Origin of the sequence: Marinobacter pelagius (assembly GCF_003315345.1) — a bacterium.
In the GTDB taxonomy this organism is placed as follows: domain Bacteria; phylum Pseudomonadota; class Gammaproteobacteria; order Pseudomonadales; family Oleiphilaceae; genus Marinobacter; species Marinobacter pelagius_A.
Genome location: NZ_QNRO01000013.1, coordinates 39,125 through 54,443, shown reverse-complemented (window position 1 = coordinate 54,443; position 15,319 = coordinate 39,125). Strand labels below are relative to the sequence as shown.

Annotated in this window: 15 protein-coding genes; 10 read left to right on the top strand and 5 right to left on the bottom strand. The window is 60.1% G+C overall.

The window, feature by feature from the left end:
- Positions 1-6: 6 nt before the first annotated feature.
- From DET50_RS12235 to murB, 8 genes are read left to right on the top strand one after another with little or no spacing between them, the layout of a single operon-like run.
- The gene (locus DET50_RS12235) at positions 7-633 is read left to right on the top strand and encodes a MotA/TolQ/ExbB proton channel family protein (RefSeq protein WP_113863129.1); all 627 of its coding nucleotides are present in this window, start codon (positions 7-9) and stop codon (positions 631-633) included.
- 5 nt (positions 634-638) lie between these two features.
- Positions 639-1,067, top strand: coding sequence for an ExbD/TolR family protein (locus tag DET50_RS12230; protein ID WP_113863128.1), 429 nt, complete (start codon positions 639-641; stop codon positions 1,065-1,067).
- Positions 1,054-2,832, top strand: coding sequence for a lipid A export permease/ATP-binding protein MsbA (gene msbA / locus DET50_RS12225; RefSeq protein ID WP_113863127.1), 1,779 nt, complete (start codon positions 1,054-1,056; stop codon positions 2,830-2,832). The genes DET50_RS12230 and msbA overlap by 14 nt, the downstream gene beginning before the upstream one ends.
- On the top strand, positions 2,829-3,887 hold the full coding sequence (lpxK, locus tag DET50_RS12220) for a tetraacyldisaccharide 4'-kinase (RefSeq protein ID WP_113863126.1): 1,059 nt from the start codon (positions 2,829-2,831) through the stop codon (positions 3,885-3,887). Before msbA ends, lpxK begins: the two co-directional genes overlap by 4 nt.
- A complete protein-coding gene (locus tag DET50_RS12215; protein ID WP_113863125.1) occupies positions 3,880-4,068 on the top strand; it encodes a Trm112 family protein in 189 nt (62 codons plus the stop codon). The genes lpxK and DET50_RS12215 overlap by 8 nt, the downstream gene beginning before the upstream one ends.
- Before the next feature lie 23 nt (positions 4,069-4,091).
- Positions 4,092-4,880 (top strand): 3-deoxy-manno-octulosonate cytidylyltransferase, encoded by a 789-nt coding sequence (gene kdsB / locus DET50_RS12210; protein ID WP_113863124.1) that lies wholly within the window; start codon positions 4,092-4,094, stop codon positions 4,878-4,880.
- A 2-nt stretch (positions 4,881-4,882) separates the two neighbouring features.
- Positions 4,883-5,362: a low molecular weight protein-tyrosine-phosphatase gene (locus DET50_RS12205; RefSeq protein WP_113863123.1), complete on the top strand. Its 480-nt coding sequence runs from the start codon at positions 4,883-4,885 to the stop codon at positions 5,360-5,362.
- Positions 5,359-6,408, top strand: a complete 1,050-nt coding sequence (murB, locus tag DET50_RS12200; RefSeq protein WP_113863122.1) for a UDP-N-acetylmuramate dehydrogenase — start codon at positions 5,359-5,361, stop codon at positions 6,406-6,408. Before DET50_RS12205 ends, murB begins: the two co-directional genes overlap by 4 nt.
- Before the next feature lie 20 nt (positions 6,409-6,428).
- Here murB and DET50_RS12195 read toward each other — a convergent pair whose 3' ends face one another.
- A complete protein-coding gene (locus DET50_RS12195) occupies positions 6,429-8,162 on the bottom strand; it encodes a proline--tRNA ligase (protein WP_113863121.1) in 1,734 nt (577 codons plus the stop codon).
- 126 nt (positions 8,163-8,288) lie between these two features.
- Between DET50_RS12195 and DET50_RS12190 the strand changes: the two genes are divergently transcribed.
- Positions 8,289-8,903: a TetR/AcrR family transcriptional regulator gene (locus DET50_RS12190; RefSeq protein ID WP_113863120.1), complete on the top strand. Its 615-nt coding sequence runs from the start codon at positions 8,289-8,291 to the stop codon at positions 8,901-8,903.
- 1 nt (position 8,904) lies between these two features.
- Here the strand turns inward: DET50_RS12190 and DET50_RS12185 are convergent, their stop codons facing one another.
- Entirely contained in the window at positions 8,905-9,402 is a 498-nt protein-coding gene (locus DET50_RS12185; RefSeq protein WP_113863119.1) for an Lrp/AsnC family transcriptional regulator, read from the bottom strand.
- Positions 9,403-9,547: 145 nt separating this feature from the next.
- Here DET50_RS12185 and leuA point away from each other — a divergent pair, with 145 nt between their 5' ends.
- Positions 9,548-11,242, top strand: a complete 1,695-nt coding sequence (gene leuA, locus DET50_RS12180) for a 2-isopropylmalate synthase (RefSeq protein WP_113863118.1) — start codon at positions 9,548-9,550, stop codon at positions 11,240-11,242.
- Between the two features lie 95 nt (positions 11,243-11,337).
- Here the strand turns inward: leuA and DET50_RS12175 are convergent, their stop codons facing one another.
- The 3 genes from DET50_RS12175 to xseA all read right to left on the bottom strand — a co-directional run bounded on the left by DET50_RS12175 (position 11,338) and on the right by xseA (position 15,191).
- A complete protein-coding gene (locus DET50_RS12175; protein WP_008169155.1) occupies positions 11,338-11,547 on the bottom strand; it encodes a cold-shock protein in 210 nt (69 codons plus the stop codon).
- A gap of 314 nt (positions 11,548-11,861) precedes the next feature.
- Positions 11,862-13,736 carry an acetate--CoA ligase gene (locus DET50_RS12170; protein WP_113863117.1) on the bottom strand — a complete coding sequence of 625 codons (1,875 nt, stop codon included), beginning with the start codon at positions 13,734-13,736 and terminating at the stop codon, positions 11,862-11,864.
- A gap of 117 nt (positions 13,737-13,853) precedes the next feature.
- Complete coding sequence (gene xseA, locus DET50_RS12165; RefSeq protein ID WP_113863190.1) at positions 13,854-15,191, bottom strand: exodeoxyribonuclease VII large subunit; 1,338 nt, start codon at positions 15,189-15,191, stop codon at positions 13,854-13,856.
- Positions 15,192-15,319 lie beyond the last annotated feature (128 nt).

Here is a 15,319-nt window from a genome sequence, read left to right as displayed (position 1 = left end):
CCAAGCGTGTTCGAGTTGTTGAAAGCCGGTGGCATTCTGATGGTGCCCATTGTTGCCTGTTCCATCCTGGCTCTGGCCATCGTCCTGGAGCGTTTCTGGACCCTTCGTGCCTCCAGGGTTGCTCCCCCCCAGACCATCAACGAACTCTGGCGCTGGATCAAGAAAAAGGATCTGAACGGTCGGAAGCTCAAGGCCCTTCAGGCGTCATCTCCTCTCGGGCGAGTTCTCGCCGGCGGTCTGCTTAACGCCAAGCATGGCCGCGAAATCATGAAGGAAAGCATCGAGCACGAAGCCAGCCATGTGATCCACGAGCTGGAGCGTTTCCTGAATCCGCTCGGCACTGTGGCCACCATCGCGCCCTTGCTTGGCCTGCTGGGTACGGTTATCGGCATGATCAAGGTATTCGCCGAGATCCAGCTCGCCGGTGTCGGCAACGCCGGCAACCTTGCCGGAGGTATTTCCGAAGCACTGATCACCACGGCGGCCGGTCTGAGCGTGGCGATTCCGGCTCTGATCTGTCACCGCTATTTCATCCGCCGTGTTGATGAGCTGGTGGTCAACATGGAGCAGGAAGCCATCAAGCTGGTTGAGGTTGTGCACGGAGACCGCGAAATCGACGTGGAAGGAGCCTGAACACCGTGAAGTTCAAGCGCCAGAGAAGCCAGGAAGTCGGCGTCGACCTGACCCCGTTGATCGATGTGGTCTTCCTGCTGCTGATTTTCTTTATGGTTTCCACCACCTTTACCCGGGAAAGCCATTTGCAGGTCGAGCTGCCCGAGGCCAGCGGCGAGCCAGCCAAGCCGGCCGAGGTAAAGCAGATCGACGTGGTGATCAACGCTGAGGGGCAGTACATCCTCAATGACCGTACCCTGGTTAACAACCGGCGGGAGACCCTTGAGCGGGGGGTACGTGAGTTGGCCGAAGGTGATAGTTCCCTGCCATTCATCATTACCGCGGATGCCCGCACACCACACGAGTTCGTGGTTCGCGCCATGGATGTTGCCGGCCGCCTGGGTTTTGCCAAGTTGAGCATAACCACGGAGCGGGAGTCCGATGCTGGTGAATAACCCGGAACCTGCGGCGCCGGCTGCCCTGGACAAGGGCAGCTGGGAGACCTACAAGCGCCTGCTGTCCTATGCCAAGCCGTTCTGGTTTGCCTTTTCCCTGGCGGTCATTGGCAACGTCATCTATGCCGCGGCATCCACTGGCATGGCGGCGGCCATGGAATACGTCATCACGGCCATCGAAAACCCCACCGACCAGAACCGGTTGCTGCTGACGCTGTTGATTGTCGGGGTGTTCGCGTCCCGGGGTCTGGGCACCTACATGAGCACCTACTTCATCGGTTACGTTGGCCGCCATGTCATCAATTCCCTTCGCCGGAACCTGTTCGAAAGGCTCATGGCGTTACCGTCCCGGTATTTTGATGACAACGCGTCCGGGCGGCTGGTTTCCAAGCTGACCTTCAACGTCGAGCAGGTGGCCGAGGCAACCACCAACGCGGTCACCACCGCCTTGCGTGAGGGCCTGACGGTTCTCGGCCTTCTCGGTTTCATGCTGTACACCAACTGGAAGCTGACCCTGCTGTTCCTCACCGTGGGTCCGATCATCGGGGCGGTGGTGAGTTATGCCAGCAAGCGTTTCCGAAAGATCAGCAAGCGTATCCAGGGCTCCATGGGCGACATTACCCATGTGGCGTCAGAATCCATTACCGGCTACCGGGTTGTCCGTACCTTTGGCGGTGAGGACTACGAAAAGGAACGTTTCCGGATCGTCAACGACCAGAACCTGAAGCAGAGTCTGAAAATGGCGGCAACCCAGGCGATCAGCGTGCCGGTGATCCAGGTGCTGGTGGCGATCGCAATAGCAGCGCTGGTCTGGATGATGTTGGCTCCGGAGATCCGGGGCGAAATGACTACCGGGCAGCTGGTGGCGTTCCTGACCGCCGCAACCACCATGGCCAAGCCCATCCGCCAGATCACCAACATCCACGCCAAGATCCAGAAGGGCGTGGCTGCGGCCCACGATGTGTTCGAAACCATTGATGAGCAGCCGGAGGAGGATCCGGGAACCTTCGCGCCGGATCGGGTTGCCGGGGATATCCGATTTGACGATGTCTCCTTCCGGTACCGGGACCAGCTCGATAACGTCCTCGAGGGGATTTCCCTCACCATTCCGGCGGGGCAGAGTGTCGCCCTTGTGGGCCGCTCGGGCAGTGGCAAGTCCACCCTGGTCAGCCTGTTGCCCAGGTTCTACGAGTTTACCGGTGGCGATATCCGCATCGATGACCATTCCCTGCGGGAGTATTCGCTCCCGGCCCTGCGCGCCCAGATCGCGCTGGTGACCCAGAGCGTAGTGCTGTTCAACGATTCCATCGCCGCCAACATCGCCTATGGGTCCCTCAGGCACTGCAGCCGCGAGGAGATCCGGGCGGCGGCGGAGAAAGCCCACGCCCTGGAGTTTATCGACCGGATGCCGGAAGGGCTCGATACCATGATCGGCGACAATGGCGTGATGCTCTCCGGTGGGCAGCGCCAGCGGCTTGCGATCGCCCGCGCCCTGCTGAAGGATGCGCCGGTGCTGATCCTGGACGAGGCCACCTCGGCACTGGATACCGAATCCGAGCGCCATATCCAGGAGGCTTTGGAAACTGTCATGCAAGGCCGGACGACCCTGGTGATTGCCCATCGCCTGTCCACCATCGAGAAGGCAGACCGGATCCTGGTGATGGAGAAAGGCCGGATTGTCGAATCCGGTCGCCACGAGGATTTGCTGGCGACCGGTGGCGCCTATGCCCAGCTACATCAGATGCAGTTCAGTGAGCATTCATGACTTCCCTGGTGGACCGGGTCTGGTATGGCAAGGGCCGCCCGCTCGGCTGGCTGGCGCCGCTGGCCTGGCTCTACCATTCCATCAGTGACTCCCGTCGCCGCAAGGCCTGGGAGCTTCGCGATGAGCCGCTGCCGGTTCCGGTAGTGGTGGTTGGCAACATTACCGCCGGTGGCACCGGCAAATCCCCGCTGACGGCCCGCCTGGTCAAGGAAATGTCCGCTGCCGGCTGGCGGCCGGTAATCCTCAGCCGGGGTTATGGTGGCAAATCCACCCATTACCCGCTTGTGGTCGACGGTGACAGCGATCCGTCAGTGGCCGGTGATGAGCCGGTGATGCTGGCGCAGGCGACCGGCGTTCCGGTGGTAGTGGATCCACAGCGCCGGCGCGGAGCCGCTCATGCCATTTCCCGGTTTCTGGGCAATGTCCTGATCTGTGACGACGGGCTCCAGCACTATGCCTTGCCGCGGGATATAGAACTGGCCGTGTTCGACGCCAGCCGTGGTATCGGCAATGGTGGTCTGATTCCTGTCGGCCCGCTAAGGGAGCCGGTTTCAAGACTTTCGAGCGTAGATTTTGTGGTGGTCAATGGTGCAAGGGCCGAAGAGCCCGAGGACCGGCTCAAAAGCTTCGAGGGGGTTGAGCATCCTGACATCTTCCCCATGCGGCTGCTCCCGTCCTCCCTGGTCCAGGTGACAACAGGTCATCAGGTGCCGCTGGCCGAGATTGCCGGGCGCAAGGTTCACGGCGTTGCCGGCATCGGCAATCCCGCGCGTTTTTTCGCCACGCTCAGGCAGCTGGGAGCCCGGGTCCGGGAAACGCCTTTTCCCGATCATCATCGTTTCAGGGCTCGCGATCTGTCGGCAGAGCCGGATGAGTGGCTGGTGATGACCGCCAAGGACGCCGTAAAATGCCGGAAGTTTGCACCGGATAATGCCTGGTACCTCGCGGTGGAGGCGGAGTTGCCGGACAGTTTTATCGAAGCGTTTCTCCAGCGGATCGAGGAATGCTCGCAACAGTTGAACGAATCAAACCAGAAGAGAACGGACCATGGATAAAAAGCTGATTGCCATGCTGGCCTGCCCGGTCTGCAAGGGTGACCTGAAGCTCAACAGGGAGAAAACCGAGCTGATCTGTTACCAGGATGCCATGGCGTTTCCGATCCGGGAGGGAATCCCGGTCATGCTGGCCAGCGAGGCCCGGACCCTGAGCACTGACGAACGTCTCGAAAAGCACTGACCTGATCTGGTAAGGGAGAGACCATGTCCTTCACCGTTGTGATTCCAGCCCGCTATGCCTCCAGCCGCCTGCCTGGCAAGCCGCTGGCGGATATTGCCGGCAAGCCGATGATTCGCCACGTGTGTGAGCGCGCGGTGGAAAGCCGTGCTTCCCGGGTGGTTGTGGCGACCGACGACCGGCGGATTCAGGAAGCCTGCGAAAGTTTCGGTGTGGAAGTGGTGATGACCTCGCCCGACCACGCCAGTGGCACCGACCGGCTGGAGGAGGTGGCACGCAAGCTGGCGCTTGATCCGGATCATCGGGTGGTGAACGTCCAGGGCGATGAACCCCTGATTCCGCCTGCCCTGATCAACCAGGTGGCTGAGAACCTGGAGCGCTACCCGGAAGCCTCCATTGCCACCCTCTGCGAGCGCATTCACGACATCGGGCCAGTGTTCAATCCAAACGTGGTGAAGGTGGTGTTCGATCATCGGGGCATGGCCCATTATTTCAGTCGGGCGCCGATTCCCTGGGCCCGGGATCAGTGGCCCTCCGGTATGGATTCGGCCAGGGGGCTGGTGTCGTTGCCGGATGGTGTCGGGTATTTCCGGCACATTGGCATCTATGGCTACCGCGCCAGTGTACTGAGCGAATTTGTTTCCTGGGTGCCGGCGCCGACCGAGAGAGTGGAGTCTCTCGAACAGTTGCGGGCGCTCTATAACGGTGCCCGGATCCACGTAGACATTGCTGCACAGAATCCGCCCGCCGGGGTGGATACCGAAGCGGACCTCGAGCGTGTCCGGGCGTGGCTGACAACGAAACAGGAGGGTTGAACATGAGCAATGGCGTTCGGGTGCTGTTTGTCTGCCTGGGAAACATCTGCCGTTCTCCCAGTGCCGAGGGCGTTTTCCGTTCCCTGGTGGAGGAGGCCGGGTTGTCCGACCGGATCCATATCGATTCCTGCGGCACCGGCAGCTGGCATGTCGGCAAGTCACCCGATGCCAGGGCAATGGAAGCCGCACGCAAACGGGGTATTGATATCAGTGGCCTCAGGGCGCGCCAGATTATCGAGTCCGATCTGGATGGGTTCGACTATGTATTGGTGATGGATCGCCAGAACCTGGCCGATGTGAAGGACATCTGGCACCAGAATGGTGGTACTTCTCCGGAGCTGTTCCTCTCCTATGGCAAGTCCCACCACGAGGAAGTACCGGACCCCTATTACGGTGGCGAGGACGGCTTCGAGTTCGTACTGGACCTCATCCACGAAGCCGGTCAGGGGCTTCTTGACGAGATCCGGGGGCGTTTGCGTTGAAGGATCGGGTGTCCGTTCAGGAGCAGGTTGATCTGCAGGCGTTCAATACCCTGCAGGTTCCGGCCACGGCCAGGTATTTTCTCGAGCTGAGGGATTCCGAGCTGCTGGAAGATGCCCTGGCGTGGGCACGGGAGCGTGGTCTGGACACTCTCTTTATCGGCGGTGGCAGCAACCTGGTGTTCGCCGGTGATTTCCCGGGATTGGTGATTCATATGGCAATTCGCGGCCGCCACTGGGAGCAGATCGAGGGAGACGAGGCCACCCTGGTTCTGGGTGCCGGGGAGAACTGGCATGAAGCCGTGCTCTACGCGACAAAGTCAGGCTACCGGGGTATAGAGAACCTGGCCCTGATCCCGGGCACGGCAGGCGCCGCCCCGGTCCAGAATATCGGTGCCTATGGGGTGGAACTTTGCGACACCCTGGTATCGGTAACCGCCTTTGATCGCGAGACGGGCAAGTGGCTTCGTCTGGCCAACGACCAGTGCGGGTTTGGTTATCGCGACAGTCTGTTCAAGCGTAAGTCCGGCCGTTATGTGATCACCGAGATACGGCTTCGGCTGTCACGCAGCAAACCCCTCCGGTTGGGCTATCGCGACCTGGAGGAGTACCTTGCCAGTCTTCCCGACAGGGAACCTGACGCCCTCACGGTAGCCGAGGCAGTGATGGCCATTCGCCGACGCAAACTCCCCGACCCCCGGCAGATTCCCAATGCCGGCAGTTTTTTCAAGAACCCGGTAGTGACCGAGACGGACTATGGCCGGCTGAAAGAGCAGTATCCGGATATCCCGGCTTACCCGCAGGCTCAGGGGGTGAAGGTTGCCGCGGCCTGGCTGATAGACCAGTGTGGCTGGAAAGGTTACCGGGATTCGCGGGTAGGCGTGCACAACCGTCAGGCTCTGGTCCTGATCAACCATGCCGGTGGGACTGGCCGCAATATTCTGGAGCTTGCAGACCGGATAAGGGAGTCGGTCCGGAAACGCTTCGGTGTGATTCTGGAGATGGAGCCCGGCGTGGTCGGTGGTGCCGGGCTCTCTCCGATAGTCTGAGCCGCGCGGGACGGCCGCGCTCAGAGTCCCTTACGCGGCGACGCGTTGATCAGGAAGGGCAGGGCTTCGGCGACCGGGATATCCTGCTTCTCTTCATCCCTGCGGCCCTTGTATTCCAGGGTGCCTGCCGCCAGACCCCGATCGGAAACCACGAAACGGTGGGGAATGCCGATCAGTTCCATATCCGCAAATTTCACGCCGGGGCGTTCGTTACGGTCATCCAGCAGGACGTCGAAGCCCGCCTGGCGCAACTGTTCGTAGAGTTTTTCCCCGGCTTCGGCCACGGTCGGTGACTTGTGGGCGTTCAGGGTCACAATGACTACCTCGAAAGGCGCAATGGCGTCCGGCCAGATGATGCCCTTGTCGTCATGGTTCTGCTCGATGGATGCGGCCACTATCCGGGAAACACCGACACCGTAGCAGCCCATTTCCATGACCGTGGCTTTGCCATGCTCGTCCAACACCGTGGCGTTCATCGCCTTGCTGTACTTGTTGCCCAGCTTGAAGATGTGGCCCACCTCGATACCGCGGCGGATCTCCAGGGTGCCCTTGCCATCCGGGCTCGGATCGCCTTCAACCACATTGCGAAGGTCTTCAACACGGCCCAGGGGTACATCCCGCTCCCAGTTAACACCGGTCAGGTGATAGTCGTCCCGGTTGGCGCCGCAGACAAAGTCCGCAAGGTGAGCGGCACTGCGATCGACAATCACAGGCACCGACAGGTTCACGGGGCCGATGGAGCCGGGCTCGCAGCCGGTCGCGCTCTTGATTTCCTCGTCGGTGGCCATGGTCAGTGGCTCGGCAATGCCGGCAAGGTTTTCAGCCTTGATCTCGTTCAGGGTGTGGTCGCCACGGAGGATGAGTGCCACCAGGCCGGATTGGCCGTTTTCGTCCTCCTCGCCCTTCACCAGAAGCGTCTTGACCGTGCGGGTGGCGTCTATGCCGAGGAACTCGGCAATGGCGTCAATGGTACGTTGGCCGGGGGTGTGGACTTCTTTCATCTCCTCGGCCGGCGCGGGACGATCGCCGGCAGGAGCAAGGGCCACCGCCTTCTCGATGTTGGCGGCGTAATCGCTCTCGGTGCTGAACACGATGTCGTCCTCACCGGAGGAGGCCAGCACGTGGAATTCGTGGGAATCGCTGCCACCGATGGCGCCTGAGTCCGCCTCTACCGGGCGATAGTCCAGCCCCACACGGTCGAAGATGTTGCAATAGGTCCGGTGCATGACCTGGTAGGTCTCGTTCAGAGACTCCGCGTCGACGTGGAAGGAGTAGGCGTCCTTCATGATGAACTCGCGGGCGCGCATCACCCCAAACCGCGGGCGGCGCTCATCCCGGAACTTGGTCTGGATCTGGTAGAAGTTGGCCGGCAGTTCCTTGTAGCTCTTCACCTCGTTACGGATCAGGTCGGTAATGACTTCCTCGTGGGTCGGACCGAAGCAGAAATCCCGGCCATGGCGGTCGTTCATACGCAGCAGCTCGCCACCGTACTCGGTCCAGCGGCCGGACTCCTGCCAGAGTTCCGCCGGCTGTACCGCGGGCATCAGGACTTCCTGTGCTCCGCTCTTGTCCATTTCTTCACGAACAATCCGCTCGACTTTGCGCAAACTGCGCAGCCCCATCGGCAGCCAGGTGTACAGGCCGGCTGCGAGCTTGCGGATCATGCCGGCACGTAACATCAACTGGTGGCTGATAATTTCCGCGTCAGCGGGAGTCTCTTTCTGGGTCGCTATCAGGTAACGGCTTGCTCGCATTGTCTCTTCCGTTTGGCTTGAATCAGAATGGTTAGACTAATGGACAGGCGGATCCTCGCCGCCGGCGTCTTATTATGTCGTAAAGTGGTGGTTATTGTACGGAGCCAGCCTGACAAGGTACAGATGATGACTGATGAAACTGTTGATGTTGCCCCCCGCCGCCAGCCTGTTCAGGCCCGGAGCCGCGAGCGGGTAAACACCATCCTGTCGCATGCCGCGGCCATATTTGATGAAGTCGGTGTGGATGCCACCAGCATGTCCGCCATTGCCCGGCAATCCGGTATGTCCCTGGCCTCGCTCTATCGCTACTTTCCCAACAAGGCTGCGATCGTTCACGCTATCGCCGAACAGCACGTGGAGAAGATGGAGAAGGCCCTGCGCAAGCATCTGCCGGAGCTGGGCCTGATCGAAGCCGTGGATATTCTGATTGACCAGTTCTACGAGTTCTACCGGACCGAGCCGGCCTATTCGGCAATATGGAGTGGTGTTGAGGCTATGCCCGAGCTCCGTGAGCTGGACCTGCGGGAACTCTACAGCAACGCCCAGGACCTGGACGCGCGCCTGAAGGAAGAATGCCCTCATATTCCGGAGGGTCGACGGTGGACGGCCAGCCTTCTGCTGCCACGTTCGGCCGGCAACATTCTTCGTCTCGCCGTTACCCTGCCCGAAGACCAGGGCCATCAACTGGTCGAGGAACTTAAATGCATGGCGGGTGCCTACGTCCGGGAGCTGATCCGCTGACTCAGGACAGGTAACCCAGGGGCAGGGCGGTGCTGTCTATCACCCGCCTGAGAACGAAGCTGGAATGGACGCCACTGACCCCCTGGATCCGCGTGATGTGGTTCAGCAGGAAGTGGTGATAATGGTCCATGTCCGGCACCACCACCTTGAGCATGTAGTCGGCGTCCTGCCCCGTGATCAGGTAGCACTCCTGGACCTCCGGGTAACCGGCGACCTTTTCTTCAAAGGCTGCAAAGCGTTCGGGGGTATGCCGGTCCATGCCGATCAGGATGATGGCCGTTAACGAGAGCCCCAGCTTCTTGTGGTCCAGAATCGTGGCGCGGCGAAGGATGACGCCGGCGTCCTCGAGGGCCTTGACCCGTCTCAGGCAGGGGGAGGGGGAAAGTCCTACCTTTTCTGCCAGTTCCTGGTTGGTCAATGAGCCGTCTTTCTGGAGTTCCTCCAGAATCCGCCGGTCTGTTTTGTCAATTTTTACGAGTTCTTTGGGTTGTTTGAGCATGATGTTGCGGCCTTGGCATCAATTAAGGTGATTTATGCTCAAATTTACCCGTTCCAAGCCTGAAATAGCAATCAAATTTCCGATCGACTGAGTTAGCATAGTAACTAAATCAAGTACTCCACTGGCAATCGAAAGGAATCCTCCTATGGCTTTTGATCATCGCAAATATATGGCATTCAAGCCGATCGCCAAGACCGACCGTCGCTGGCCGGACAAGGTGATCGAAAAGGCTCCCACCTGGTGCGCGGTAGACCTGCGGGATGGTAACCAGGCGCTGGTCAAGCCGATGTCTGTTGCCCAGAAGCAGCGACTGTTTGATTTGCTGGTCAAGCTCGGCTTCAAGGAAATCGAAATCGGTTTTCCGGCCGCCAGTCAGCCGGACTTTGATTTCTGCCGCAAACTGATTGAGGAAAACCGGATTCCTGACGACGTCAAGATCCAGGTTCTGACCCAGGCGCGCCCGGAGCTGATCGAGCGCACCTACCAGGCTCTGGAGGGTGCCAAGCGCGCTATCGTACATGTCTACAATTCCACCTCGACGGTCCAGCGTGAGCAGGTATTCGGTCTGGATCGTGACGGTATCCGGGACATCGCCGTCAATGGCGCTAAGCTGGTGAAGGACATTGCAACCCGTTATCCCGACACCGACTGGACCTTCCAGTATTCTCCGGAAAGCTTCACCGGAACCGAGCTGGACTTCGCCGCGGAGGTCATCGATGCGGTCACCGAGGTGTGGCGCCCGGATCAGGGCCAGCCAGTGATCATCAACCTGCCGGCGACCGTGGAAATGGCAACCCCGAATATCTTTGCCGACCAGATCGAGTGGATCTGTGACAACATTCAGCGCCGGAAGCACATCAGCATCAGCGTGCATACCCACAATGACCGGGGTTGTGCCGTGGCCGCTGCCGAGCTGGCGGTGATGGCGGGTGCCGATCGTGTCGAGGGTACCCTGATGGGTAATGGTGAGCGTACCGGCAATATGGACCTGGTCACCATGGCCATGAACCTGTATTCCCAGGGCATCGACCCGACCCTGGATCTGTCCGGTATGGCAGAGATCACGGAAGTGGTCGAAGCCTGTACGGAAATTTCCACGCACCCGCGCCATCCCTATGCGGGCGAACTGGTATTCACCGCATTCTCCGGCAGTCATCAGGACGCGATCCGCAAGTGCCTGGCACGCCGGAAGGATGGCGATGTCTGGAACGTTGCCTATCTGCCAATCGATCCGTTCGATGTCGGTCGGCGCTATGAGGAAGTGGTACGTATCAACAGCCAGTCCGGCAAGGGTGGCGTTGCCTACGTGCTGGAGCGGGACTACGACATCAGTCTGCCCCGGTGGTTGCAGATCGAGTTCAGCAAGGTGGTCCAGCGTGAGGCGGAGACTGAAGGTGGGGAAATCGACTCACACACCATTCACCGCCTGTTTGAGGACCGGTACCTGAAGGTGCATGCCGATTGGGAACTGCGTTCCTACGATCTTCACCGGGATGACGAAGGGGTGCGGGCCGACGTGGTCGTGGGCGGTGATGCCTCGCTGGTTCGACTGGAAGGTCGTGGTCTGGGCGCCGTAGAGGCGGTCTCCGAGGCCCTCGAGAACCGCTTCGGTATTACCATTGCGGTTGAGGCCTATGACGAGTTCGCACTGGGCGAGGGGACCAATGCCAATGCCCTGGCGTGTATTCGCCTGACGGTGAATGGTCAGCACTGCAGTGCGGCGGCTCTCGCCGAGGACACCACGTCAGCCACCCTGCAGGCGCTGTTCTCCGCCGTCGCCCAGGCTGTCGGAACCGATATGCCCTCTGCGAAAAAGACCGCCGAATTGGCTGACGCCTGAGGAAAGAAATCGAAGGTAAAAAATAAGCCGGCATGATGCCGGCTTATTACGTTTCCAATGCCCGTGAGGGGCAAGGAACGGTCCACTTAACCCGGTTACACCGGCGTTACGTTTTCCGCCTGCGGGCCTTTCGGGCCCTGAGTTACGGTGAACTGTACCTGCTGACCTTCGGTCAGGGTACGGAAACCGGAAGCGTTGATTGCACTGTAGTGAACAAATACGTCACTGCCACCGTCCTGAGCGATAAAGCCAAAGCCCTTGGACTCATTGAACCACTTCACGTGGCCGGTTTTTGTATCGGACATTGATCTTTCCTGTCTTTCTAAAATTTGCCCTCACGGGACCTTCGAATTCCATATGGAACTGTGCTGAGAAATCCAGAGAGTACTGAGAGAAGGGGCAACGAAAAGCACGGAGGCACGACGTTGTAACGCATTCACTAAATACCGCTGTATTTTCACAGCAATTTCAGTATAGACCGAGTTTCGGGAGCGTCAACGCTTTTTTTGAAGCTTTTATTCGTTTTAAAAACAAGGATTTGACAGAAAAGTGACAGGTGAAGAGCTATCGTGGCCGGCCACTTTCAGTTGGCCGGCCACGATGTTTGCTAGCGGAATGCTCAGGAGCGGAACTGCTGGCTGATTTCTTCCAGGATGGCTGGATCATCTATGGTGCTGGGAACCGTGTAGTCCTCACCGTCGGCAATCTGGCGGATCACCCGGCGCAGAATCTTGCCGGACCGGGTCTTGGGCAGCCGCTCGACCACCATCGCCCGGCGGAAGCAGGCAATGGCGCCGATCTTGTCGCGCACCATTTCAACCAGCTCTTCTTCCAGCTCATCGTGATCGATGGTGGCTCCGTCCTTGATCAGCACCAGGCCAATGGGTACCTGGCCCTTCAGCTCATCATGGGCACCCACCACGCAGCACTCGGCCACAGCCGGATGGGATGCCACCACTTCTTCCATTTCGCCGGTGGATAGACGGTGGCCCGCAACGTTGATGACGTCATCGGTCCGGCCCATGATGAACACGTAGCCGTCGTCATCAATGAAGCCACCGTCACCGGAGCTGTAGTAGCCTTTGATCGGATCGAGGTAGGTCTTGCGGAAACGTTCGTCATCACCCCAGACCGTCATCATGCAGCCCGGCGGCAGCGGCAGCTTGACCGCGACCTGGCCCTGCTCCCCGGAGGCAACCTGGCTGCCATTCATGTCCACAACCCGAACGTCGTAGCCCGGGGAGGGTACGGTAGCGGAGCCGGGTTTGGTTTCCATCATCTCGATGCCCACCGGGTTACAGCAGATGGCCCAGCCGGTTTCGGTCTGCCACCAGTGATCAAGGATGGGCAGGCCGGTGTGCTCTTTCAGCCATTCGTAGGTCGGTGGGTCCAGTCGCTCCCCGGCCAGGAAGATCCGCTTGAGGGAGCTGACGTCGTACTTGTTCAGCTCGTCCGCTTCGGGGTCTTCCTTGCGCACTGCGCGGAATGCCGTGGGGGCAGTGAACAGCAGGTTCACGCCATGGTCCTGTACCACGCGCCAGAAGGCGCCGGCATCCGGGGTTTTGACCGGTTTGCCTTCGTACAGGATGGTGGTGCAGCCGGCAAACAGCGGGCCGTACACGATATAGCTGTGACCCACGACCCAGCCAACGTCTGACGCGGCCCAGTAAACATCGCCGGGGTTGGCGTCGTACACCAGTTTCATGCTGTATTTGAGGGCGACGGCGTGGCCGCCATTGTCCCGCACCACACCCTTGGGTTTACCCGTGGTGCCGGAGGTGTAGAGGATGTAAAGCGGATCCGTTGATTTGACTGGGACTGGATCGGCCGGTTCGGCGCCTTCCATGACCGCTTCCCAGTCAAGGTCGCGGCCATCCTGCATGTCAGCCTGGGCCTGGGGGCGCTGGTACACCACGCACAGGTCCGGCTTGTGGCTGGACTGCTCGATCGCCTTGTCCACCAGCGGCTTGTATTCGATAACCCGGTTGACTTCGATGCCGCAGGAGGCGGTGATCAGGGCCTTGGGTTCGGCGTCTTCGATACGCACCGCCAGCTCGTGGGCAGCAAAGCCGCCGAAGACCACAGAATGAATGGCGCCGATACGGGCACAGCCCAGCATGGCCACCACGGCCTGGGGAATCATCGGCATGTAGATGATGACCCGATCCCCCTTGGAGATGCTGTTAGCCTTCAAAGCACCGGCAAAACGGGCAACCTCGGCGGTGAGTTCGTTGTAGGTCCAGGATTGCTGGGTATTGGTAACCGGGGAGTCGTAGATCAGGGCTTTCTGATCGCCCCGGCCGGCACGTATGTTCGCATCCAGTGCAACGTCGCTGGTGTTGAGGACGCCATCAGGAAACCATTCGCCATGGCCATTGTCCTTTGGCTGCCAGATGGTCTTCGGCGCTTCGATCCAGTCAATCTGGTTGGCATGCTCTTGCCAGAATTCGTCACGCTGGTCGATCGAGCGCCGGAATTCGGAATTGTAGTCCATAGATTCCACCTCTTGGTGCCTGTTATTTTTGTGTTGTTTGTACGTATTGACACAACTTTAGGCACTTTGAGTTTATGGACTAGTAGACCATAGGCTTAGTAAGGGCTTTGCAACATGTTATTCCGGGCCTGATTTGACGGACGTCACTTCGGCCTCGATCTCGCCTCTCGCCACCCGGGCCGAAACCCGGTCACCAGATGAGAGGTTGTCTGCATCCCGGATGATGTCGCCGGCCGGCCCCCGGACAATGGCGTAGCCCCGGCCCAGGGTGGCGAGCGGGCTGACCACATTCAGGGTCTGGGCGAGGTGTTCCATGCGGTCCCGTTGCTGCCGGATGCTCAGCCGGGTTGCTGCAAACAGCCGCTCCTCGATCCGGCCGAGGGCCTCACGGCTGGTGGTCAGCTGTTTCTGCGGAGACTGCATGGCCAGCCTCTGGGCGAGATGCCCGGTGCGCACATCCCAGCGCTCCAGCTTCTGCTTCATCGCCTTACCCAGCCGAAGCTCCAGGTCATCCATGCGCTGGGCTTTCTCCTGCAGCTCCCGGCGGGGATCCCGCAGCCGTGCGGCCAGGTGTTCCAGTTGCACTGACAGGCGTTTCAGGGCCCGCCGTGCGGCATTGGCAAGCCGAAGCTCCTGCTCGGCGAGTTGCCTCAGCCATTGGCTCTGGTCCGGGGAGATTTTTTCCGCAGCGGCCGACGGGGTCGGGGCCCGAAGGTCCGCCACGAAATCGGCGATGGTCACATCCACTTCATGGCCGACGGCGCTTACCGTCGGAATCCGGCAGGCCGCAATGGCCCGGGCGACCGCTTCCTCGTTGAAGCACCAGAGATCCTCGAGGGAGCCACCGCCACGCCCGATGATCAGGACATCCGCAACACCATGGCTCTGGGCCTGCTCGATGGCCCGGACGATATCGCTGGTCGCAGCCTTTCCCTGCACGGCGGTCGGGTAAAGAGTGACAGGGATGGCCGGGCACCGGCGTGAAAGCACCGTCAGGATGTCATGGATGGCAGCGCCGGTCGGCGAGGTGACAACCCCGATATGCCGGGGCAGGGCCGGAATCGGCTTCTTGCGGGCCGCCTCGAACAGCCCTTCGGCCTGGAGCTTGCGCTTCAGTTCCTCGAAGGCCTGCTGCAGGGCGCCCAGTCCGGCCGGCTCGATGTGTTCAACAATGATCTGGAAGTCGCCCCGGCTCTCGTACAGGGTCACTTTCCCGCGGATACGGACCTGGTCGCCTTCCTTCGGAATGGCCCGGACCCTTTGGTTGAAACCCCGGAACATGGCGCACCGGACCTGGCATTTGCGGTCTTTCAGGGAGAAGTACCAGTGGCCGGAGGAGGGGCGTGAGAAGCTGGAAAGCTCGCCTTCCACCCAGACCTGCATGAAACTGGATTCCAGCAGGTGCCTGGCCTGGTGATTGAGTTCGCTGACACTCAGGGCCCGTGTCGGGCGCAGATTGCCCGCGTCACCGGAAAGAGGCTGGGAATCCTGGAAGGAGGGGGTCAAGGCCGTACTCCGTGGTTGGTTATACGCAATAGCCGAAAATTTCGAAGTAAAAATATCGGAAATTCAAAAAGATGCAA

Excerpts from the sequence above, each read along its gene's own strand:
- kdsB (WP_113863124.1), top strand. The coding sequence starts at position 4,092 with ATGTCCTTCACCGTTGTGATTCCAGCCCGCTATGCCTCCAGCCGCCTG.
- lpxK (WP_113863126.1), top strand. The coding sequence starts at position 2,829 with ATGACTTCCCTGGTGGACCGGGTCTGGTATGGCAAGGGCCGCCCGCTC.
- DET50_RS12185 (WP_113863119.1), bottom strand. The coding sequence starts at position 9,402 with ATGCTCAAACAACCCAAAGAACTCGTAAAAATTGACAAAACAGACCGG.
- DET50_RS12215 (WP_113863125.1), top strand. The coding sequence starts at position 3,880 with ATGGATAAAAAGCTGATTGCCATGCTGGCCTGCCCGGTCTGCAAGGGT.
- leuA (WP_113863118.1), top strand. The coding sequence starts at position 9,548 with ATGGCTTTTGATCATCGCAAATATATGGCATTCAAGCCGATCGCCAAG.
- DET50_RS12195 (WP_113863121.1), bottom strand. The coding sequence starts at position 8,162 with ATGCGAGCAAGCCGTTACCTGATAGCGACCCAGAAAGAGACTCCCGCT.
- msbA (WP_113863127.1), top strand. The coding sequence starts at position 1,054 with ATGCTGGTGAATAACCCGGAACCTGCGGCGCCGGCTGCCCTGGACAAG.
- DET50_RS12175 (WP_008169155.1), bottom strand. The coding sequence starts at position 11,547 with ATGTCCGATACAAAAACCGGCCACGTGAAGTGGTTCAATGAGTCCAAG.
- DET50_RS12190 (WP_113863120.1), top strand. The coding sequence starts at position 8,289 with ATGACTGATGAAACTGTTGATGTTGCCCCCCGCCGCCAGCCTGTTCAG.
- DET50_RS12205 (WP_113863123.1), top strand. The coding sequence starts at position 4,883 with ATGAGCAATGGCGTTCGGGTGCTGTTTGTCTGCCTGGGAAACATCTGC.
- DET50_RS12170 (WP_113863117.1), bottom strand. The coding sequence starts at position 13,736 with ATGGACTACAATTCCGAATTCCGGCGCTCGATCGACCAGCGTGACGAA.